The organism is Parasphingorhabdus sp., from assembly GCF_039977335.1.
Classification (GTDB): Bacteria; Pseudomonadota; Alphaproteobacteria; order Sphingomonadales; family Sphingomonadaceae; genus Parasphingorhabdus.
This window is the reverse complement of sequence record NZ_JBDWDI010000001.1, coordinates 343841-366064: the sequence shown is the minus strand read 5'-3', so window position 1 is coordinate 366064 and position 22224 is coordinate 343841. Positions and strand designations below refer to the sequence as shown.

General features: G+C 52.7%; 23 protein-coding genes. 8 read left to right on the top strand and 15 right to left on the bottom strand.

What is annotated here, in order from left to right; all coding sequences use genetic code 11:
• From ABJM21_RS01790 to leuC, 5 genes are all read right to left on the bottom strand, one after another.
• On the bottom strand, nt 1–327 hold the full coding sequence (locus ABJM21_RS01790; RefSeq protein WP_348303130.1) for a DUF1476 domain-containing protein: 327 nt from the start codon (nt 325–327) through the stop codon (nt 1–3).
• A gap of 87 nt (nt 328–414) precedes the next feature.
• Entirely contained in the window at nt 415–1416 is a 1002-nt protein-coding gene (locus ABJM21_RS01785; protein WP_348303132.1) for an NADPH:quinone oxidoreductase family protein, read from the bottom strand.
• A 36-nt stretch (nt 1417–1452) separates the two neighbouring features.
• The gene (gene leuD, locus ABJM21_RS01780; protein WP_348303134.1) at nt 1453–2046 is read right to left on the bottom strand and encodes a 3-isopropylmalate dehydratase small subunit; all 594 of its coding nucleotides are present in this window, start codon (nt 2044–2046) and stop codon (nt 1453–1455) included.
• Nucleotides 2043–2279, bottom strand: a complete 237-nt coding sequence (locus ABJM21_RS01775) for a hypothetical protein (RefSeq protein ID WP_348303136.1) — start codon at nt 2277–2279, stop codon at nt 2043–2045. The genes leuD and ABJM21_RS01775 overlap by 4 nt, the downstream gene beginning before the upstream one ends.
• A gap of 17 nt (nt 2280–2296) precedes the next feature.
• Nucleotides 2297–3733 carry a 3-isopropylmalate dehydratase large subunit gene (gene leuC / locus ABJM21_RS01770; RefSeq protein WP_348303138.1) on the bottom strand — a complete coding sequence of 479 codons (1437 nt, stop codon included), beginning with the start codon at nt 3731–3733 and terminating at the stop codon, nt 2297–2299.
• Nucleotides 3734–3845: 112 nt separating this feature from the next.
• Between leuC and ABJM21_RS01765 the strand changes: the two genes are divergently transcribed.
• Nucleotides 3846–4373: a sterol desaturase family protein gene (locus tag ABJM21_RS01765; protein ID WP_348303140.1), complete on the top strand. Its 528-nt coding sequence runs from the start codon at nt 3846–3848 to the stop codon at nt 4371–4373.
• Here ABJM21_RS01765 and ABJM21_RS01760 read toward each other — a convergent pair.
• The 6 genes from ABJM21_RS01760 to ABJM21_RS01735 all read right to left on the bottom strand — a co-directional run bounded on the left by ABJM21_RS01760 (nt 4360) and on the right by ABJM21_RS01735 (nt 10396).
• Nucleotides 4360–5250: a DMT family transporter gene (locus ABJM21_RS01760; protein ID WP_348303142.1), complete on the bottom strand. Its 891-nt coding sequence runs from the start codon at nt 5248–5250 to the stop codon at nt 4360–4362. The genes ABJM21_RS01765 and ABJM21_RS01760 overlap by 14 nt on opposite strands.
• Entirely contained in the window at nt 5250–5882 is a 633-nt protein-coding gene (locus ABJM21_RS01755; RefSeq protein ID WP_348303144.1) for a glutathione S-transferase family protein, read from the bottom strand. The genes ABJM21_RS01760 and ABJM21_RS01755 overlap by 1 nt, the downstream gene beginning before the upstream one ends.
• A 79-nt stretch (nt 5883–5961) precedes the next feature.
• Entirely contained in the window at nt 5962–7449 is a 1488-nt protein-coding gene (locus ABJM21_RS01750) for a SulP family inorganic anion transporter (RefSeq protein ID WP_348303146.1), read from the bottom strand.
• A 123-nt stretch (nt 7450–7572) separates the two neighbouring features.
• Entirely contained in the window at nt 7573–8274 is a 702-nt protein-coding gene (locus ABJM21_RS01745) for a glutathione S-transferase family protein (RefSeq protein ID WP_348303148.1), read from the bottom strand.
• Complete coding sequence (locus tag ABJM21_RS01740; RefSeq protein ID WP_348303150.1) at nt 8271–9233, bottom strand: NAD(P)-dependent oxidoreductase; 963 nt, start codon at nt 9231–9233, stop codon at nt 8271–8273. The genes ABJM21_RS01745 and ABJM21_RS01740 overlap by 4 nt, the downstream gene beginning before the upstream one ends.
• Nucleotides 9233–10396, bottom strand: coding sequence for an isovaleryl-CoA dehydrogenase (locus tag ABJM21_RS01735; protein WP_348303383.1), 1164 nt, complete (start codon nt 10394–10396; stop codon nt 9233–9235). The genes ABJM21_RS01740 and ABJM21_RS01735 overlap by 1 nt, the downstream gene beginning before the upstream one ends.
• Nucleotides 10397–10523: 127 nt before the next feature.
• Here ABJM21_RS01735 and ABJM21_RS01730 point away from each other — a divergent pair, with 127 nt between their 5' ends.
• The 3 genes from ABJM21_RS01730 (at nt 10524) to ABJM21_RS01720 (ending at nt 15264) form a co-directional block, all read left to right on the top strand.
• Nucleotides 10524–11561 (top strand): quinone-dependent dihydroorotate dehydrogenase, encoded by a 1038-nt coding sequence (locus ABJM21_RS01730; protein ID WP_348303152.1) that lies wholly within the window; start codon nt 10524–10526, stop codon nt 11559–11561.
• Nucleotides 11562–11616: 55 nt separating this feature from the next.
• Nucleotides 11617–13323 (top strand): gamma-glutamyltransferase, encoded by a 1707-nt coding sequence (gene ggt / locus ABJM21_RS01725; RefSeq protein WP_348303154.1) that lies wholly within the window; start codon nt 11617–11619, stop codon nt 13321–13323.
• A gap of 183 nt (nt 13324–13506) precedes the next feature.
• Nucleotides 13507–15264 (top strand): AMP-dependent synthetase/ligase, encoded by a 1758-nt coding sequence (locus tag ABJM21_RS01720; RefSeq protein WP_348303385.1) that lies wholly within the window; start codon nt 13507–13509, stop codon nt 15262–15264.
• 22 nt (nt 15265–15286) lie between these two features.
• On the opposite strand, the gene ABJM21_RS01715 is transcribed toward ABJM21_RS01720, so the two are convergent.
• Nucleotides 15287–15703 carry a hypothetical protein gene (locus ABJM21_RS01715; protein ID WP_348303156.1) on the bottom strand — a complete coding sequence of 139 codons (417 nt, stop codon included), beginning with the start codon at nt 15701–15703 and terminating at the stop codon, nt 15287–15289.
• Between the two features lie 72 nt (nt 15704–15775).
• The gene (gene gloB / locus ABJM21_RS01710; RefSeq protein ID WP_348303158.1) at nt 15776–16498 is read right to left on the bottom strand and encodes a hydroxyacylglutathione hydrolase; all 723 of its coding nucleotides are present in this window, start codon (nt 16496–16498) and stop codon (nt 15776–15778) included.
• Nucleotides 16499–16674: 176 nt separating this feature from the next.
• Between gloB and ABJM21_RS01705 the strand changes: the two genes are divergently transcribed.
• Nucleotides 16675–18336: a diguanylate cyclase gene (locus ABJM21_RS01705; protein ID WP_348303160.1), complete on the top strand. Its 1662-nt coding sequence runs from the start codon at nt 16675–16677 to the stop codon at nt 18334–18336.
• 3 nt (nt 18337–18339) lie between these two features.
• Here the strand turns inward: ABJM21_RS01705 and ABJM21_RS01700 are convergent, their stop codons facing one another.
• On the bottom strand, nt 18340–18780 hold the full coding sequence (locus tag ABJM21_RS01700) for a VOC family protein (protein WP_348303162.1): 441 nt from the start codon (nt 18778–18780) through the stop codon (nt 18340–18342).
• Between the two features lie 112 nt (nt 18781–18892).
• Between ABJM21_RS01700 and ABJM21_RS01695 the strand changes: the two genes are divergently transcribed.
• Both ABJM21_RS01695 and ABJM21_RS01690 read left to right on the top strand, forming a co-directional pair.
• On the top strand, nt 18893–19627 hold the full coding sequence (locus ABJM21_RS01695) for an SIMPL domain-containing protein (RefSeq protein WP_348303164.1): 735 nt from the start codon (nt 18893–18895) through the stop codon (nt 19625–19627).
• 17 nt (nt 19628–19644) lie between these two features.
• Nucleotides 19645–20421, top strand: coding sequence for a DUF4163 domain-containing protein (locus ABJM21_RS01690; protein WP_348303166.1), 777 nt, complete (start codon nt 19645–19647; stop codon nt 20419–20421).
• On the opposite strand, the gene ABJM21_RS01685 is transcribed toward ABJM21_RS01690, so the two are convergent.
• Nucleotides 20411–21292 carry a LysR family transcriptional regulator gene (locus ABJM21_RS01685; RefSeq protein ID WP_348303168.1) on the bottom strand — a complete coding sequence of 294 codons (882 nt, stop codon included), beginning with the start codon at nt 21290–21292 and terminating at the stop codon, nt 20411–20413. The two genes, ABJM21_RS01690 and ABJM21_RS01685, sit on opposite strands and share 11 nt — an antisense overlap.
• A 130-nt stretch (nt 21293–21422) precedes the next feature.
• Here ABJM21_RS01685 and ABJM21_RS01680 point away from each other — a divergent pair, with 130 nt between their 5' ends.
• On the top strand, nt 21423–22196 hold the full coding sequence (locus tag ABJM21_RS01680; protein ID WP_348303170.1) for a hypothetical protein: 774 nt from the start codon (nt 21423–21425) through the stop codon (nt 22194–22196).
• Nucleotides 22197–22224 lie beyond the last annotated feature (28 nt).

Here is a 22224-nt window from a genome sequence, read left to right as displayed (position 1 = left end):
CTATTCGGCCTGTTCAATAAACTGACGCCGCGCTTCAATCATCTTTTCGGTCAACATGGTGCGGATGCCAGCATCATCAATCTCAACTTCTGCAGAGGTCAAATCACCAAGCAATTTGCGAATAACATCTTCATCACCAGCTTCTTCAAAATCGGCCTGCACCACTGCCTTGGCATAAGCATCGGTTTCTTCGGCAGTCAGGCCCATTTTTTCCGCCGCCCATTCACCGATCAGGCGGTTCCGCCGCGCTGTCAGTTTGAACTGCATTTCCTCATCGCGTGCGAATTTCGTTTCAAACGCTTTTTCACGATCATCAAAACCGGCCATAATCTTCCCTTACTGGCTTTATCCATCGCTGGATCATTCTAAATAAAATAGGCACTGGTCGCATCAGCGACAAGAGGCCCAGGTCGCTTAGTCCGAAACTTTCACAACCAGCTTACCAATCGCTCCGCGATCAGCCATTTTCTGGATCGCTTTTCCGGCATCGGCAAAGTCGAAAACTTCTGACACGCGCGGCTGGATCATGCCTTGTCCCCACAGCTTGAATAGCCGGTTGATATGAGACCGATTGCCCGCGGGATCGCGCATCGCATAAGCGCCCCAGAATACACCGCAAACATCGCAGGATTTGAGCAAGGTCAGATTGAGCGGCAATTTGGCGATGCCGGCTGGGAAACCAACGACCAAAAAGCGGCCTTCCCATGCAATCGAACGCACAGCAGGTTCGCTGTAATCGCCGCCAACCGCGTCATAAATGACATCCGCTCCATTGGGACCGACGGCGGCTTTAAACTGCGCTGCGAGCGCCTTGGACTGATCCTTGTCAAAAGGTGCCCGGCCATAGACAACTGTTTCATCAGCGCCAGCGGCTTTGGCAAAAGCGGCTTTCTCTTCAGACGAAACAGCAGCAACAACGCGCGCGCCAAAGGCTTTGCCTAGCTCAACCGCAGCAATGCCAACACCGCCCGATGCACCCAATACCAGAAGCGTATCGCCTTCTTTAATATGGCCGCGATCAACCAATGCGTGAATGGACGTGCCGTATGTCAGGATAAGCGCGGAAGCATCTTCAAAGCTGACGGTGTCAGGAATTTTGAATACACTGTTATGATCCACCGCGACTTTTTCCACCAGACCGCCATGACCAGTAGTGGATGCTACACGATCGCCGACTTTAAAGCCGGTCACGCCTTCACCAATTTCTGAAATAACGCCGGATACTTCTCCGCCGGGCGCAAAAGGCCGGGGCGGTTTGAACTGATACATATCCTGAATGATCAGGACATCGGGATAGTTGATCGAGCAAGCTTTGACATCAATGACCACCTGCCCCTTGCCAGCCGCCGGGTTATCAACCTCTAGCATTTCCAGGCTATCGGGACCGCCGACTTGTGTGGACATTAATGCTTTCATTATTTCTTCCTCTTTGTCTTGTATCTTTTGAGCGCCCTATGCAGCCACTGGCTTATGCCACGGTTGCGCAGAATCGACCCTGCTTTCATGCGTTTCTATGGCATCAGATTTTGACATTGTCAGGTCAATTTCATCAACTCCTTTCATCAGACATTGCTGCCGGAAGGGATCCATCTCGAATGTGAAGCGATCCTGAAATGGCGTGGTCACACTCATGCTTTCCATATCGATCGTGATGAGATCGGTTTTGGCAACCTCCATCAGCCGGTCAATCGCTTCTTGCGGCAAGGCTATCGCGAGCAGCCCATTTTTAAATGCATTGCTGGAAAAAATGTCTGAGAAACTCGGTGCAATAATCGCTTCTATGCCCATGTCATCCAGCGCCCATGCGGCATGCTCGCGGCTAGAACCACAGCCAAAATTGTCGCCAGCGATAAGGATTGACGCCCCCGCATATTCCGGGTCGTCAAAAACATTCCCCTCTTGCGCGCGGACGGATTCAAATGCGCCTTTGCCCAGACCTTCGCGTGATATGGTTTTCAACCATTCAGCCGCAATGATCACATCGGTATCGACATTTTTCTGGCCAAAGGGAATGGCGCGTCCTTCAACCGAGCGAACCGGTTTCATTCTGACTCCTCTTCATCGGTATCATCCAAGGGCTCATTTTCGTAGCGCGTACCGGGTTTCGGTTTGTCAGCGTTAAATTCATCCAATTTGCGCATCTTGTGGCGACCGGCATAGATCAGCGCCGCTGCAACCGCAGCTGATCCCACAGCAGCGCCCACTTTGGCACCCGTAGACCATTTGCTTTTCTTTTCTTCGGAGCCATTGTCTTCCGGCTGTTTTTTATCGTCTGCCATATCTAAACCTTATCCTATCAGTTCGCGCCCATCAATTCACGGACATCAGTAAGCTTTCCTGTCACAGCTGCAGCCGCCGCCATTGCGGGGGACATAAGATGCGTGCGAGCACCCGGACCCTGACGGCCTACAAAATTGCGGTTAGAAGTCGATGCACACCGCTCTCCTGGCGGAACCTTGTCTGGGTTCATACCGAGACAGGCAGAACAGCCTGGCTCCCGCCATTCAAAGCCGGATGCAGTGAATATCTTGTCCAGCCCCTCGGCCTCCGCCTGCGCTTTAACAAGCCCCGATCCGGGAACAACAATCGCCCATTTCACGCCATCAGCTTTTTTGCGACCATCGAGAACTTCGGCGGCAGCGCGCAAATCTTCGATCCGGCTGTTCGTACAACTGCCAATGAAGATATTTTCCACCGCAACATCGCCCATGGCCTGACCCGAGGCGAGCCCCATATAGTCCAGCGACTTGCGCGCGGCGTCCTGTTTGGACGCGTCGGCAAAACTCTCTGGCGCGGGGACATGGCCGGTTACTGGCACAACATCCTCTGGGCTCGTGCCCCAGGTAACAGTTGGTGCGACATCAGCCGCTTGGATGGTCACGCTTTTGTCAAACTGCGCGCCATCATCAGTTGGTAGCGTTTTCCAATAAGCAACCGCCGCATCCCAATCTGCGCCCTTCGGAGCCATGGGGCGGCCATTCAGATAGGCGAAGGTTTTTTCATCCGGCGCAATCAGACCGGCCCGTGCACCGCCTTCGATCGACATGTTGGATACTGTCAGGCGGCCTTCGATCGACATTTGCTCGAACACCTCACCGCGATATTCGATAACATAGCCGGTTCCGCCAGCTGTACCGATTACGCCAATGATATGAAGGATCAGATCCTTTGGGCTGATGCCCGGCCCCAGCAATCCTTCAACCCGGATTTCCATCGACTTGGACCGCGCGAGCTGCAGCGTCTGCGTTGCAAGAACATGCTCGACTTCACTGGTTCCGATACCAAAGGCGAGTGCACCCAAGGCGCCATGTGCTGCGGTATGACTGTCACCACAAACCAAGGTTGTGCCGGGTAATGTAAAGCCTTGCTCCGGACCAATCACATGGACAATGCCCTGCTCCGCATCACTCGCACCGATATATTTGATCCCGAAAGCGGGCGCGTTGACCTCCAAAGCCGCCAACTGTGCAGCGCTTTGCGGATCGGCAATGGGTATCTTGTTGCCATTGCCATCGATGCGCGGCGTGGTCGGTAGATTATGATCGGGTACAGCCAGTGTCAGGTCCGGACGGCGAACCTTGCGCCCGGCCTTACGGAGACCTTCAAAAGCCTGCGGACTGGTGACCTCATGAACCAGATGGCGATCGATATAGATCAGCGCCGTACCATCGTCGCGTTGATCGACGACATGGGCATCCCAAATTTTCTCGTACAGGGTTTTTGCTTCGGTCATCCGGGGTTTTACCATCCTCTTATGCAATATGGTGTTTCGTTTACCCAGATCAATTGCCGGTGCAAGTGAGAAGTGACTTCAAAAGCCGATCAGAAAGGCGTATCTTCGTCAGATGACCATTTTTGCCATCATAGCCACCATCCTCGCTTCCGTTATCGCAATGGAATTCGTCGCCTGGGGTGCGCATAAATATATCATGCATGGTTTTGGCTGGAACTGGCATCGTGATCATCATGAACCGCATGACAAAGCGCTGGAGAAAAATGATCTTTATGGCATTGCTGGAGCCGTAATGAGCATTTCGATGTTCGTTGTCGGCAGCCCAATGATCATGGGTAACTCTGCCTGGGAACCCGGCACCTGGATCGGACTCGGAATATTATTCTATGGCATTATCTACACGCTGATCCACGATGGTCTGGTGCATCAGCGTTACTTTAAATATGTCCCGAAACGCGGCTATGCCAAGCGGCTGGTGCAAGCGCATAAGCTGCATCATGCAACCATCGGCAAAGAAGGCGGCGTGAGTTTTGGTTTTGTATTTGCGCGTGACCCTGCGAAGCTAAAGGCAGAATTAAAAGTGCAGCGCGAAACAGGAAAAGCGGTCGTCAGAGACTCCGTCGGTGCTAACGCGCTTTAAGCTGACCCCATTTAAACATCGTCAAACCAATGCCGGCAAAAATCATTGCGCTGCCGATAAAGAAACGCGTGGTCAGCGTTTCCCCAAGCAGCAATACACCGCCGAGCGCGGCAATAGCGGGCACGGAAAGCTGAGAGGCAGCGGCGGTACTGACCGATAGTCGCGGTAGAACCGCATACCATGTGATATAGCCTAGCCCGGACGTGATGGTCCCAGAGACAATCGCCAGAGCGATCCCGGTCGGTTGAATTTGATCAGCGCTACCCAAGACAGGAATGAGCAGAAGGCAAAGCAAAGCAGCGCCAACAAAATTCCGGGCTGTAGCAAGCGCAGGGCGCGCGGCCCCTTTTCCGGCCCAACTGTAAAAGCCCCAGGCTATGCCAGCGAGTGCCATGATCAATCCGCCAACCAACGGCGGCGCGGTATCACCCGGCGCCAGAAAAACAGCCAAACCGGCAATGGCGAGCAATAGACCAATCCATTGGATCGCCGTTGGATAGATCCCGCGAACTATCCCAATCATCTGCAAACTCAGTTGTCCGGCAGGAAACAGGATCAATGCCCCAATAGCTGCATCAAGCGAGACATAAGCGAAGGAGAAGCTGACTGCATAGACGAACAGAGCGATAGCTGGAACGAACGTATCACCGCGCGGAAAAACAGCACGGCCATATTGAAAGCCCAAAAGCAGTGCCAGCATGATCGCCCCTGACACCAGCCGGATGGCCGTAAAACTTGCCCAATCAATAGTGCTCTCGGCCAAAGCCGCGCGATTGAGCAAAGAGTTGCCGGCAAAGGCACATAGCGTCAATATCAACAACAGCGCCGTTAAAAGGCGCCCGCCAGCATGTTCCGATGACTGATCAGCGGCAGACACTAACCAGCGAGCGTAGGAACGACCGGGCCGCCCAATTCAATCGCTTTTTTATAGCCCGCACGGGCCATCATCCGTTTGCCATAATCCATCGACGCCGGGCGATTGGCGAGCATACCCGCCGCCATGGCCAGTTCGATGACGTACATGATGTTAATGTCGGCCCCCGTAAAATCATCACCTACGAGAAATTCACGATTATCGATATGGTGCTCAACATAATCGAGCAGCTTGACCACTTCCCCTTCAACAAAGGGAGCATAACCTTCACCCAATCCGCCAAAACGCGGCGCGAGCATCTGCACAATTACCGGGTTGGCTAATGTGCCTTCTGCAAAATGCAGCCATTCAAGATATTCGGCACGATCTTTGGAACCCGGTGCAGGGGCCAATTTTCCATCGCCATATTGCTCCAGAATATATTCAATCACCGCCCCTGATTCCATCATCAGATGACTGTCGATGATGACAGTCGGCGCCTTGGCGAGCGGATGGATCGCCGCCAAGTCGGCCTGCGCCCGCATGGTTTCGGGATGCCGCTGATGCCGCACCATTTCATATTCCACACCCAGTTCTTCGAGCAGCCAGATGATGCGTGTCGAACGGCTATATTCCAGATGATGCAATATGATCATGGGCTGTGCCTTTAAATAGAATTACGAATCAGGGTTTTATACCCCGACACTATATCTATTTATCGGTCCCGTGTGAGAACTAATGACCGACGACGCCCAAACTTTCAAACGGTCGGTCATTGTCGCTATATTTTTCAACCAGCGTTGCACTGGCTTCATTCAAGCCAATAAGTTCGACCGTCTTGCCTTCATTCTGCAAGCGCTCGACGATTTTATCGAGCATGCCAGTGGCTGAGATATCCCAGAAATGCGCATCATGAACATCGATAATCACGGTATCAATGCCTTCCTCGTTAAACTCCATCGCTTCATAAAGCATATCGACAGAGCCAAAGAATATCTGGCCGCCAAAGACATAACGGTGGGTGGTAACTTCTACAAAATCCTGAATGGTAACGAGCTGACGCACTTTCCAAGCGAAGAATATGCCGGATAGCAAAACGCCGGTTAAAACACCGATGGACAGATCATGGGTTGCAACAACCATTACTACGGTTGCGATCATCACGACATTGGATGGCCATGGGTGATGGGTGATTTCGGTGAAGCTTTTCCAGCGGAAGGTACTGATTGATACAAAGATCATAACAGCGACCAAAGCAGGCATCGGAATTTGCGCTACAAGTGGCCCAAGGCCTACGATCAATACCAATAGCATAACGCCCGCAACAAAGGTCGAAAGACGCCGCTGACCGCCCGATTTAATGTTGATCACCGACTGACCAATCATCGCACAACCGCCCATGCCGCCGATCCAGCCGGTCACGAAATTGGCAATACCCTGACCATAAGTTTCGCGTTTCTTGTCACTGCGCGTTTCGGTCATGTCATCGACAATCGACGCGGTAAGTAGGGATTCCAATAGACCGACAGCGGCCATGGCCAGCGAATAGGGCGCGATGATCTGCAGTGTTTCCCAAGTGATCGGGATTTGCGGAATATGGAACCACGGCAGACTGTCAGGTAGCTCGCCCATATCGCCGACGGTGGAGACATCGACTTTGAAATAGATACTGACCCCGGCCAGCAGGACAATGGCAGCAAGCGGCGATGGTACCCAGCTAGTGAGCTTGGGGAGACCATAAATAATCGCAAGGCCAGCAGCGACCATGACATAGGTCTGCCATGTCAGCGCATCCCCGGTCAGCTGCGGCAACTGCGCCATGAAAATCAGGATTGCGAGCGCGTTGACAAAGCCCGTAATGACCGACCGCGATACGAAACGCATTAGCATATCAAGCCGCAGCAAGGCAGCGATAGCCTGAAAAATCCCCATTAATATGGTCGCAGCAAAGAGATATTCGACACCATGATCGCGTACCAGCGGCACCACTAGTACAGCCACTGCCGCCGTTGCGGCACTGATCATGCCAGGACGCCCGCCAATCATTGAGATGATAACAGCGATAGAAAAACTGGCATAAAGCCCAACACGCGGATCGACACCGGCGATAATCGCAAAGCCGATCGCCTCTGGAATCAGGGCAAGCGCAACAACCAAACCAGCCAAAAACTCGGTTTTCGGATTGGATAGCCAGTCGCGTTTAAAATCGCTGTGTATTGCCATGATTCGATCCCCACCGATTGAAATGTCAGATTAAAATGTTGCAACGCACCATCGTTGAGCGCGGCCATGGCCTATTGACTTGCCACCGTCAAGCGAAGCGCCACTCTTTGCGACCATTCCCGATCAAACGGGAATCCGGAAATCTTCGGTCATGGTGGCCACTGAGGCGATCTCTTCTTCGTGGCTGATTTCGCGGTGCGGCTCGGCGAGGGCTTCCTTCTCCCACGCCTGCATAGCCGGATGGGCGATGATATGATCCACCCATGCCCGGCCCTTTGCACCGATATCGAGATCAAATGTCCGCACACGATAGGCAACCGGCGCATAAAAAGCATCAACGGCAGTAAACTTCTCACCCGCTAGCCAAGGCCCGCCAAAGCTGTCAAGACCTTCGGCAAATAGCTCCCCGATCCGGTCCACATTGCGCTGAAGCGGTGTATCAACATCATGTAGTTTCGCCCGCACACCAACATTCATCGGGCAAATATTGCGCAGCGGCGCGAAACCGCCATGCATTTCCGCTGCCGCACAACGCGCCCAGGTCCGGGCTTTTTCATCCTCTGGCCAGACACCTCCATGCCGCTCAGCGAGATATTCGACAATCGCCAGCGAGTCCCAGATCGTGCGGTCATCATCTTTCAGACCCTTATATTTTAAGCAGGGCACCTGCGCATTGGGAGCGAAGGCCCGAAACCGTTCGTAATTTTCTTCTTCGAAATAGATAATGTCATCTTCGAACGGGATATCCAGCGCCTTCATCAATATCCAAGGGCGCAAGGACCAGCTAGAATAATTGCGGTTTGCGGTAATCAGCGTGTAACTCATAAAGCCTCCTTGGGAGAGATATAGCTGGGATCATGCTGAAAGGGCAGCGGGCGACCTTCGGCCAGCGCCTTCAATATACTGGAAAAATCGGTCTTTCCCCGAAACCCCAAAAGCCGCTCCGCCTTCCCCGCGTCGTAAACACGGTCAATATGATCCGGCAATACCCAGCCCTGTTTCTCATATAAGGCTTTGGCTTCGGGAAAATAGCGTGTGATGACAGACGGTGCATCTTCCATCAGTTGCTTGCAATCTGCACGTAAAAATGGCGTCGGTGCTGACAAAATAAAAGTCTCAAACCCCAAATCGACTATTCGATCCAGCGCCGCAATATGTGCATCGGCAGCATCTTCAACGGTCAATCGCCGGTTTAAAAGTTCATTGGCTTTCAAATTGGGGCCGCTTGGAACCGTCAGCGTATCATCATCCTCCGGGAAAAAGCGACCTGTCCGCAAAACCGCGACGTTAATATCGTGCAACTTGTGGTAGAGACGGCACAAATGCTCCGCCGCTACCTTGGTCACGCCATAGATGTTGCGTGGTTTGAGCGGGCCGAATTCTTCGTCCAGCCAAAAAGCCTGTTCCGCTCCGCCCGCTCGGCCGGCACGAACGGTCTCGGAAATCATCAAAGAGGTCGTTGAGGTAAAAATAAATCGGTCATGGCCAGCCTGCACCGCCGCTTCCAAGAGGTTGAGCGTTCCGGTGACGTTGACATCGACAAAAGCACTGTTTGGATAACGGACAATGTCGGGTTTATGCAGCGCACCCGCATGGATCACCGCTTCAATGCCATGATCGCTAAACGTCTGATCAATCAATCCCCGATCGGCCACCGAACCTATGACATCGGTATGATCCCCAGCCGCGACGTCCAAACCAACTACTTTGTGGCCGATGCCCTCAAGTTTTGGTGCCAGAAACCTACCCAACCAACCCGATGAGCCGGTGAGCAGCAGCTTCATCAGGCACCACCAATCAGTTCACGCCCAATCAGCATCCGGCGGATTTCATTAGTTCCTGCTCCAATATCCAACAATTTGGAATCGCGCCAGTAACGCTCCACCGGCCAATCGGTTGTATAGCCCGCGCCGCCCAGTGCTTGCACCGATTCTTCGGCGACACGAACGCTGCTTTCCGACGCATACATGACTGCACCCGCGGCGTCGAAACGCGTGGTCTGACCTGCGTCACAAGCTTTGTTGACTGCATAAACATAGGACCGTGCGCTGTTGAGGCGAACATACATGTCGGCAATCTTGCCCTGCATCAGCTGGAACGTCCCGATCGGTTTGCCAAATTGCTTTCGCTCACGAACATAGGGGATGACGGTGTCGAGGCAGGCTTGCATCAGACCGAGCGGGATCGCGGCGAGCACCGCGCGCTCATAGTCGAGACCGGACATCAAAACGCCCACACCACCGTTGATTGGTCCCATGACATTTTCTTCCGGCACTTCGCAATCGTCGAATACCAGCTCTGCTGTTGGACTACCCTTCATGCCAACCTTCTCGATTTTCTGGCCGATGGAGAAACCCTTCATGCCCTTCTCGATCAGGAAAGCGGTGATCCCACCGGAACCGGCATCGGGCCGGGTCTTGCCATAGACCACTAAAGTATCCGCATCGGTCGAGTTGGTAATCCAGAATTTTGTGCCGTTGAGGATATAGCCACCCTGCACAGCCTCGGCCTTCAATTTCATGCTCACGACATCGGAACCCGCGCTCGCCTCCGACATGGCAAGCGAACCGACATGTTCGCCGGAAATCAGTTTCGGCAAATATTTTGCCTTTTGCTCGGGCGTCGCCCAACGACGGATTTGGTTGACGCAAAGGTTGCTATGCGCGCCGTAGCTGAGGCCAAGCGCTGCACTACCCCGGCTGACCTCTTCAACCGCAATCGCATGTTCCAAATAGCCGAGACCCAGGCCGCCATCCTCTTCCTCGACCGTCACACCATGCAGGCCCAGCTCCCCCATCTGTTCCCACAGCTCGCGCGGGAACCAGTCCTCGCGGTCCATTTTTTGCGCAAGCGGACTGATCTTCTCATCGGCAAAGCGCCGGGTCGTGTCGCGGATCTGGTCGGCCATTTCGCCAAGCTGGAAGTCAAAATCGGGGGTCGCAATCATATTCTGTCCTTCATGACTATTTGGCGGTTGTTTAACAGATATTATTCCGGTTTCCAGTCTTGTGATCCAAGAGTAATGGGTAACCCGACTATTGCGCGGCACAACCCCCAATGCCATAGGCGCGGCCATGCTATATTCCTTCGCTAAACCATTCATCTTTGCGCTCGACGCCGAAAGAGCCCATGGCCTGACCATTGCCGGATTAAAGGCGCTACCATTGGGGCCAGCACCCAAATCTGATCCTGTGTTGGCTACCACGGTCGCCGGTCTCGATTTTCCCAATCCCATCGGCATGGCGCCCGGGTTTGATAAAAATGGCGAAGTGCCCGACGCGCTGATCCGCATGGGTTTTGGTTATGCCGAGGTAGGCACGCTAACCCCGCGCGCGCAGCCGGGCAATCCCAAACCGCGTATCTTCCGGCTACCGGAGGACAAGGCAGTCATCAACCGCTTGGGATTTAATAATCAGGGTCAGGAAAAAGCCGCGCCGCGCCTGGAACGAATGCGCAAACGCATGGGTAAAGGCGTTCTGGGCATCAATATTGGTGCCAATAAGGACAGTGACGATCGGATTGCCGATTATGTTATCGGCGTCGAGAATATGGCACCGCTCGCAGATTATCTGACCGTCAATATCTCATCGCCCAATACGCCGGGATTGAGAGCCTTGCAGGATAAAGGTGCGCTGGAAGAATTGCTGGCTGCGGTCATGGAGGCAAGAGGGGATCGCAAAGTGCCGGTATTCCTGAAGGTCGCTCCCGATCTGGAGCCAGCAGATATAGATGATATAGTCGATGTCACCATGACCCAGAAAATCGACGCTCTGATTGTTTCCAACACAACCATCACCCGGCCCAATCTGCAATCCTCTAACCAAGATGAAACCGGCGGCCTATCTGGCGCGCCCTTGATGGACTTGGCACTGCAACGATTGAAAGATTTCCGTGCAGCGAGCGGTAGTCAAATCCCACTCATCGGTGTGGGCGGCATTGCCAATGCAGAAGATGCCTATGAGCGCATCCGGGCTGGTGCTTCGCTGGTGCAGCTTTATACCGCGATGATATATGAAGGTCCAACTATGGCCCGGATGATGAGTTGCGGACTTGCGCGGCTTTTGAAACGGGACGGATTTACGTCGGTCGCCGACGCTGTTGGGACTGAATAAAATCGGGCGACAAATGATTTGCCAAAATGGCGAGGCGTCCATAAAACTCTTTGCCATGAAAAAACTCCTGACTTTATTCGCTTTTTTACTGCTCACACCGCTGGCAATTCCGGCCAACGCACAAAATGCGGGCACAGCTGCATCCGCGCATCCCGAAGCCACCAAGGCGGGTTTTGAGATGTTGCAAGCCGGCGGGTCAGCAACCGATGCGGCCATGGCGATGATGCTTGCGCTGACCGTTGTCGAACCGCAATCGAGCGGCATTGGCGGCGGTGGTTTCCTATTGCATCATGATGCAAAGAGCGGTTGGATGGAGACAATTGACGGGCGTGAAATGGCACCTGCTGCTGCCGCTTCTGATCGTTTTCTGGGTGCGGATGGCAAACCTTTGGGTTGGCGCGATGCGACCCCCGGCGGCAAATCAGTGGGTGTGCCCGGCAATATGCGGTTGATGGAATTGGCTCACAAGAAATGGGGCAAGCTGCCATGGGAAAAGCTGTTTGAACCGGCCATCAAACTGGCCGAACAAGGCTATGCTGTCAGTCCACCGCAATATGACTGGATGAAGCGGCTGGAAAAACTCTGGGTCAAATTCCCGGACATGCAGAAGCTATATTGGCGGGGTGGTGCACCGGCCCCGCGTGGCACCATCATCAAAAACCCGGAGCTCGGCCAATTGCTGCGCGATTTGCAGTCGGGCGGGGCTGATGCATTTTATGCCGGCAAAACGGTGACAGCAATTTCTGCGGCCGTCGCAAATGCGCCGCAAAATCAATCAGTACTGACCGAACAGGATTTTGCTAATTACAGTGCGATATTGCGGCATCCTGTTTGCTCCACTTACCGCGAATATCGGATTTGCGGCATGGGCCCGCCGTCATCAGGCGCAACAACTGTGCTACAGATCCTCGGCTCCATTGAACGCTTTGACATGGGCGCGCTGTACGAAAAAGAACCGGCCCGCGCCTGGCATGTCATTAGCGAAGCAATGCGACTGGCTTATGCGGATCGTGAGAAATATTTGGCGGACCAGGATTTCGTCTCGGTCCCCGTGGCTGGCTTGATCGATAAGGGCTATCTCGCCAAGCGCTCGCAAATGATTGCCTTGCAACGCGTGCGACCGCAATTTCCGGATATCGAAACCTATCCTGCAGGCAATCCTCCGGGGGCCACACCACGGACCGCTGCCATCTCGTCCGAAGTGGCCGGGACGACTCATTTCACCGCAGTCGATGGCGAAGGCAATATTGCTAATATGACCTCGACCGTAGAAGGCCCTTTTGGCAGCCAGTTGCTGGCACGCGGGATGGTACTCAACAACGAACTCACCGACTTTACCTTCGCACCTGAGAAAGACGGCGCACAAGTGGCCAATCGAGTCCAGCCTGGCAAACGTCCGCTGTCCTCCATGTCACCGACCATCGTTTATGATGCGAATGGCCAACCGATCCTCGCTTTAGGTTCAGCTGGTGGCAAACGGATTATCATGCATGTAACCAAGACTTTGATTGGTGTGCTGGATTATGGAATGCCGCTGAAAGACGCGATGGCAATGCCAAATATCTATTTTGGTGGATCGGGGCTGCTGATTGAAAATGACAGTGATCTGATTGCGCTGCGAAATGATCTCGCTCGCCTTGGCCATACGGTTGTAACCAACAACTTGCCTTCGAAACTCGCCGGTGCTCAAAAAACCGACAAGGGCTGGGTCGGCGCAGTTGATCCACGCAGCACCGGGGAAGCGGTCAGCGAGCTACCCTAAAACAGCCATTTCCTATACAATGGCCGGAAACCATTGCCCGAAACTTTTATCCGCGCTAGCCTGTCATCATAACAGGGGCTGGCCTTTGATTAGGCACGGCTGCACGAGAGGGTGATTAGAGTGTCGGCAAAAAAAACAAGTGACCGTTATCTGGAATTTGACGGGTTCTCCAATCTGGTTTCGATGTTTTTCCATCGGGCCAGTGAAGGCGGTGACAAACCGTTTTTGAGCGCCAAAATAGACGGTGAATGGCAAGCGACCAGTTGGGCCGAGGCGGCACGGCAAGTTGCGGCGCTCGCAAAATCCTTCAAGAAACTCGGCCTGAAGCCGGGCGACCGCGTCATGCTGGTGTCCGACAATTGCCCGCAATGGTGCATTGCCGATCTGGCCATCATGGCGGCGGAATGCATTACAGTCCCCACTTACACCACCAACACGCCCAATGATCATCAACATATCCTCGACAATAGCGGGGCAAAGGCGGTGATCGTTTCCAACCAGAAGCTGGCACAAAATCTCATCCCTTCGGTTATCAAGTCATCAGATGCCGACATCGTCATTGGCATGTCGGATCTGCGCATCGGCCAATCGGGCGATTTTGCGATCCATCAATGGAATGGCTTGATCCAGGGTACGGATGAAGATGTCGCTGAAGTCACGGCTCAGGTTGCTGACATCAAACGCGATGATACGGCCTGTATCATCTATACTAGCGGCACCGGCGGCAAACCGCGCGGCGTGATGCAGCCACATGGCGCGATCCTCCACAATGTCAAAGGGCCGGCAGAAGTTATCGAGAATGACTTTGGCTGGGATGACGAAGTATTCCTCTCCTTCCTGCCGCTTAGCCATGCTTACGAACATAGCGCTGGCCAGTTTTTCCCGATCGGTCTCGGCGCGCAGATTTTCTATTCTGAGGGGCTCGAAAAACTTGCTTCTAATATAGAAGAAGTCCGTCCAACCATCATGGTCGTGGTTCCGCGTCTGTTCGAGGTGCTTAGAACGCGGCTGATCAAAACGGTCGAGAAGCAAGGCAAAATGCCACGTTATTTGCTCGGCAAAGCTTTGGCCATGGGCGAACGCCAGGCTGACGGCAAAAAACGCAAACGCGATAAGCCGATGGATATCTTCCTGAATAAAACACTCCGTCCCAAAGTGCAGCAGCGTTTTGGTGGCCGTATGAAAGCAATGGTTTCAGGTGGTGCGCCACTAAACCCGGATATTGGCGTGTTTTTCCAATCTCTTGGCCTGACCCTTCTGCAAGGCTACGGACAAACCGAGTCCGGTCCGATTGTCGCCTGCAACCGCCCGCGCACGGGTCTGAAGATGGACACGGTCGGCCCGCCGATGATCGATACCGAAGTAAAAATTGCCGATGACGGCGAGATTTTGGTTCGCGGCGAATTGGTGATGAAGGGCTACTGGCGCAATCAGGCTGAAACAGACCGGGTCATTAAAGATGGGTGGTTGCATACCGGTGATATTGGCTTGATCGACGAGGCTGGACGGGTGGCAATTACGGATCGCAAGAAAGACCTGATTGTCAATGACAAGGGCGAAAATGTCGCGCCGCAAAAGGTTGAAGGCATGCTGACCCTGCAACCGGAAATCCTTCAGGCCATGATCATCGGCGACAAACGCCCCTATATGGTGGGCCTGGTCGTCCCGGATCCAGAATGGGCGCTGGAATGGTCTCGCGCAGAAGGCATGGCTTATGACTTCCTGAAACTGCAAGCCAATCCGGCTTTCAAATCGGCTGTCAGCAAAGCCGTGGATCGGGTCAATAAAAACCTGTCCGTTACCGAAAAGGTTCGCCGGTTTGAATTTGCCGACGAACCTTTTGCAATCGAGAATGAAGAACTGACGCCGAGCATGAAAATCCGGCGTCACGTCATTCGTGAGCGCTATGAAGAACGGCTAAACGCGCTTTACAAAAAATAGACGCGCTCAAAGTTCAGAGCAGTCAACCGCCAGTTTTGGTATAGGGTACGAATGAACTGAACGAGCAGCTATCGATAAAGGCACCCGATGGTCGGTCTTGCACTTGTGCAATCTCTCCACGACAAAGCTGCGTAGAAGGTCTGCGCGTTACCAGCGTATTGCGGTCCACGTCCCGGCATCCGCCATATGGTTCATTCACATATATAGTCTTTGGATTGCTACTACGGCTGTAAATCAGATATTTGTCACCAACGACTGTCATATTCTTCTGATCAATACGATTGATGCAGCTAACCGGCTTTCCAGCCTCGCGACCGGCTATTTTCTTGTCAAACTTGGCCTGCTCTTTCTCACTGAGTTTAACCTCAGCGGTACCGCTATTCGCTGCGGGTGCAGCGAGCATCAGTGCCAGTGGTAATGCGAAAATGATCTTACGCATGACGATTCTCCTTCGATGTCCCCCATCAAAGATACAAGATAACATGGATTGCCAAAAATCTGAAATCAAGCGCTAAAAATTATCCTTGGCAGTGCGCCGCTCCGCCAATTGCTCAACAGACTCCGCCCGCATGAAGGGATTGGTTGCCGCTTCCAGAGCAATGGTGGTCGGGACCGTCGCTTCGCCCTTGGCTCGCGCAGCCAGCACAGCATCCATCCGCTCTTTCAGTGCTTGATTATCCGGTTCCGCAACAAGCGCATATTCACCATTGGCCTGCGTATATTCATGGGCACAATAGACTTTCGTATCGCCGGGCAATTTCGAAAGCTTCTGCATATTATCAAACATCTGCGCTGGCGTGCCTTCAAACAACCGGCCGCAGCCCATGGCGAACAGGGTATCACCCACAAAGACGACCGCGTCATCAGCAATATGAAACGCAATATGCCCGGCAGTATGTGCGGGCACATCGATGACGTCCGCTACAACATCTCCTAGACGAACATTATCGCCTTCCTTGACCATAACATCCAGCGTTGGAATACGCGCCTGCTCCGCCTCAGGGCCAGTAATATGGCAGCCCGTCGCTTCCTTAATCGCAGCATTGCCGCCGGTATGGTCGGGATGCCAGTGGGTGTTCCATATCTGGGTGATTTTCCAGCCCCGTTTATCCGCTTCCGCAAGCACTGGTTCGGCCACCGCTGGATCGACGACCATCGTTTCCTGAGAATTGGGTTCATGGACCAGCCAGACATAATTGTCTGACAATACAGGGATGCGGACTATTTCTAACATGCAGATAATTTACCCCTCAATTCCGATCTTGTCGATGGTTAACCGCATGATAAGAATTTTACAGTAAGTTACTTTGAAATCAGCGAAAAAGCAGTTTCCGGGGAAGGGTTGTTGCATTGCGACTAAGAGTATTTTTACTAGCGTTGTTCTTTTTGAGCATGCCTGCGCACGCGGCAATGCCCCTTTCGGATGCGCTGTGTACTTTTAGCAGCGGCTTAGACAGTTCGATTTCAGAAACCCTGAAACAGGCTGACAAGTTCAACTGTTCAGACAATAAATATTCGGTTCAAGGGCCAAAAGTCTGGATAAAAATTCCCTTCAAAGCCGACACGCTGCCCCCTGGCACCATCGAAGTGCAGGGTGATAATAACGGTTTGACGGCTATGTCTGTCCACTCCGTTCTGGAAGACGGAAGCATCCGATCAGCCAATTATTCGGAAAAAGCGGTAAGGGAGCACTGGCGCCCAAAGGGGCAATATGGATTGCCGGTTCCCGGTTCTGACAATGCACAATTACGGAACGACATAAAAACCGTCTACGTCAGCATCGACCATCCTCGCGTTGTCAGTTCCATCTCAATCAGCCAATTGGCATCCAAAAAAGTTTGGGATGATCGCAAGCTGCCACTTTCGGTAATGTTTGCGATATTGTGCGGGATGGCTGTGATGCCGCTCATTTACAACGCGTTCTTCTACAGTGCGCTGCGTTACAACTTCATGCTTTGGCACAGCGTTATGGCCGCTGCGACGACTATCTATACTTTCAGTTCATCGGGACTAATTTTCATCGCCTTCCCAGAAACAACGCTGACAACCAAATTTCTGCTCAACTATTGGACGTTAGCATTCGGAATTGCAGCCAGTGGCTTCTTTCTGATCGGCTTTCTCGAGCGCGGAAAAATATCGTGGAGGCTTCAAGCGGTTATCTTGGTGACCGCTCTGTTTCCCGTTGCCGCGACGGCTATCATATTGCATGGGAACGAAGGCTATAACATGTATGCACGCAACCAATATCATGCGTCATTCCTGCCCTATTTTTTCGTCATTATTTATACCATGGTGCACGCCATTCGCCGCGGCAGTCGAGCCATCTGGTTCCAGGTAGCAGCCTGGTCACCCATTATCTTCTTTGGCCTTGACCGGATCGCGCGCGGCATGGATATCTATATCGGGATACCGGCCTTGGACTATGGCCTCTATTTCACGCTGGTTATAGAAACCATTATATTGGCCTTTGGCGTAGCAAATCGAATCCTGCAATTGCGTCGTCACCATGAAGATTCGATGAGGAAACAAGTGGAGTTAACTCTGCTCGCCGATACGGACGGCCTTACCGCTATCGGAAATAGGCGGGCTTTTGAACGGGCCTTTCATGACAAGAGTCCGGAATACAGATTTGACCATCTGGCAATATTAGACATTGATTTCTTCAAGCATGTCAACGACGAATATGGGCATGAGACTGGTGATGATGTCTTACGTGCTGTTGGCAAAGAACTTGCTAACACCCGGCATTTCGTCGCGCGGATCGGCGGCGAAGAATTCGCTTTATTGATGAAAACAAAAAATCGGGCCAATCGCGGTTCAAGCTCTGCCGTTGAGCTATCAGAAATATGCCAGCGCCTAATCAAAGCTGTGCACAGCGATGTTCCGCAAATCAAACGTGCTGTGACATTCTCGGTTGGTGTAACCTCTATTGGCAAAAGAGCATCTCTACGGTCCGTCATGGCCGTTGCAGATAAGCGTCTCTATGATGCCAAGAATAACGGTCGCAATCAGATTGTCAGCTTTGATATTTCGGATTTGCCAAAGCCTCACACGGATGCTGCGACAGCTTAGAATTTACCACTCACCGATATTTTCCATACTCGCCCATGGTTCTTGGACTGGCAGGTTTTCGCCGGCCTGTAACAGCTCAACAGAGATATTATCCGGTGTCCGGACAAAGGCCATATGCCCGTCACGCGGCGGGCGGTTGATGGTCACACCGGCATCCATCAGTGTCTGGCAAAGATCGTAGATATTATCCACTCGATAGGCGAGATGGCCAAAGTTGCGCCCGCCATCATAGTCTTCACTGCCGCCATCTTCTGCGGGCCAATTATGGGTTAGCTCGACCTCCGCAACGTCTTTTTGCCCCGGCGCGGCGAGGAAGATTAGCGAGAAGCGGCCCTTTTCACTATCATAGCGGCGGACTTCTTCGAGGCCGAGGAGATTGAAAAATTTAATCGTGGGATCGGGATCGGTGACGCGCAGCATCGTGTGTAAATATTGAATCGGCATTTCGGAAAAACTCCATTCATCTCTATTCAGAAACGGTTCATCGCAGCTACCACAAAGCCGAACCGGGTCGATGGAAACAGTTTAGAACGCTTGGAACGAGAGGGAAAGAGCTATGACTGATAATGTTGAAGGCACAAAATTTCTGGACAAAAAAAATAACGTGATGCTGGTTAGCGCCGGATTGCTGACCATCGGCTTGATCGCCGGCGGTTACCTGTTGGGTGACGGATTGCTCCGTTCCAAAATGGCAGATCGCAGCGTCACGGTTCGGGGCTTGGCAGAAAGAGAAGTCACCGCCGATCTTGCAACCTGGACCATCGCCTATAGTGCGCAAAGCACGAACCTTGCTGAGGCGCAGGCTGATATGGATCGCGATACAGCAGCGATTGGCAAATTTTTCACAGAGCTCGGATTTGAGGCAGATGCACTAAAACCCACGGGCGCCAATGTGAACCAATATAGCAGCAACGGCATCCCTCGATATACCATCCGCCAACGTCTCTCGCTGCGCACGGATGATATCGAAAAAGCCCAAGCGGCCGTTGCCAGGCAATTTGATCTGGTGCGGCGCGGCGTGGTACTGGAGGACGGTTCCGGGATGAGCTATACCTTCACCAAGCTCGACGAGATCAAGCCGGAAATGGTCGCAGAAGCGACCAAGGACGCTCGCAAATCGGCGGAACAATTTGCTGAGGATAGCGGAACCGATGTCGGCGGGATTAAATCCGCCACGCAAGGCTATTTCTCGATCAATTCGCGCGATGGCGATGGCGGCGGCTATGGGGTTACCGATACGCCTTACAAAAAAGTCCGCGTTGTCACGACCGTCAACTTCTATCTCGATTGAGCGCGGGAGCCAGTGACATGATGATCCGACAATTGGCGGCGGCTGCCCTGCCCATTTTACTGGCAGCAGTTCCCGCTTCGGCGACGCTTGATCCGTCGCTTGCCGATCCGCCGGAGATGGAAGAATTGATGCGGAAAACCGATAATTACACGTTCGAATATCGCTATCCAAAATCACTCGCTCGCGATTCCCGATTGTCGGATTATCTCGATCAGGACAGCGAGAAGGAATATACGAAATTTTCAACCGAAGCTGATCGCGATCATGCTGATACGGCGGCAATTACCGAAAATGGGCCACGACTTCTCGCCTATGACTATCAAGTCCACTGGAGCGAGGAAGCCGATATTCCAGCGTTTATCAGCCTAACCCAGCACTGGTATGGGTTTTATGGTGGTGCGCATGGCATACATGGCACCAAAAGCTGGATATGGGACAAATCCAACAAAACAATGGTTGAACCTTTGACGCTATTTCGCAGTGCTGAAGCCTTTAATCAGGCTCTACAAATAGAATTTTGCGAGCAACTCAATGACCAACGTGCTGAGAAACGGGGTCAGCCTGTGGCAACCGATAGCGATGATAGTTTTGACAAATGCATCACGCCTTCGGAACATGCGATCATATTGGGATCAACAACGGTCGACAGTTTCGACATCATAAAGATCAATGTCGGTCCTTATGCGGCTGGTCCTTATGTCGAGGGCGACTATGAGATCGATCTGTCGGTCACAAAGGCTATAATGGCTTCCCTCAAACCGGCCTATCGCAAATATTTCGCTGTCAAGCGTTAGCCAAGCGCCCTTCAATCAAATCCTGATTCTCGAGCAATGCCGACGCCAGAAAACGCATGAGCAATTTTATACGAGGCGTGTTCTTGAGATCAGGGTGGGTCAGTACCCAAAAATCCGGGGCCGGTGATGGCGGCGGCGAATTTGGCAGGCGCATCAAATTGGACTCTGGATCGTTCATATAACAAGCCCCCCGTATCATGCCATAACCACTCATAACCGCCCTATGGCGCAAAGTAATATCGTCGCTCATCATCCCGATCGATGCATCGGGGAATGGACTATCTGCAATCCAGCTCGGTATCCCTGAAGGTGTCACAGCCACAATCCACCGCCGATCCGCTGGCTGAGTTTTCTCAAGATAGTCACGGCGGCAAAAATAGCTTAGCGCATATGGAAAGAGACGGCGCCCCACCAGATGGTCTGGCGGTGTCGCAACGCTCCTGATCACGACATCCGCCTCTGACCGATCAAGGTCCGCAAAACGGTAGCTGCTCAAAAGAGATAATTTTATGTCCGGATACTGCCGGCAAAAATCGGCGAGATAATCAAGCAGCAGATATTGTCCCAATGCATCTGGAATGGATAATGTGATCGGGCCAGATAATTCTGTTTCGCCCGCCTTACGCCGGCGGTCAGCGGAAAAGCTGATACCCTCGATCTGGCTGGCGGCCTCGACCAGTTCCGCGCCCAGCTGGGTTTTTCGATATCCACCTGCGGCCCGTTCAAAAATAGGTTTGCCATAGCGTTTGTTGATCACGGCCAACCGCCGCGACACGGTGCTATGGGTCACGCCCAAAAGTGATGCCGCTGCCCGCACCGTGCCTGACCGATCAAGCGCCAAGATGAATCGATAATCGTCCCAATTTTCCATTGGTGCATTATTGCACCAACATCGGGCAAAATACATCCACTATTATAATATTCATGAGTGTATTGAGGTGCAATATCGCAACACGAGATAGCTCGACAGCATTTCAATCATCACAAAAAGGCCTTTATCCATGACGATCCATCGCACTGCCCTGACACTAGCTTCAACCTTCACCGTCGCGCTGGCCGTGCCGTCCTGCGGCCTCATGGCGCAATCATCGTCTGCACAGGAATCCGCAGCCACAACCCCCCGATTGACCGTCGCCAAAGGCCAATATCTCTCCATCATTATGCCGGAAGCAAAAACGGATGGAGATGCGGCCCGCCAAACCTATTATCGCCAAGCCCTTCCATTGGGGCAAAAGTTCGGCCTGAAGCGTGAAGCCCAGCTCAAGATCGATAATGCCGTGGTCAGTAACTACAAACCCTCCGGACTGATATTTTTCTCCTACCCAGATCAGGCATCGGAAAAGCAATTGATGAACCAGCCGGAGTGGCCCGCGATCAAGGCGCAACGTCCAAAAGCGTGGAATGAGTTGAGAATTTATAGCGCTGCGATGCAAGATGATCTGGATTTGAGCTTTGATCCCGATAAATATTACAGCCTGGTCGTCGCATGGACCAACCCAGATAAACCGCAGGATTATCAGCGCTATCTCACCGGAATTGAGAAGGCCGTACATGCAGCGGGCGGGCGGTTCATTTACAAAATGAAAACCCCCAAGATGGAGGCCCATGCGACATCGTTAAAAGCGCCCAATCAATTGACGTTCGTCGAATGGGACGCGCCCAATGGCTTCGCGAAAGTACAGAAGACTCAAGATTATAAAGCCAGCGCGCCATATTTTCGATCTGGCGTAACGAATGTTGAATTTTATTATATGTCAGTCAGCGGCAAGTCGTGACAGCGATCCGTTGATATCTTGCGGAGTT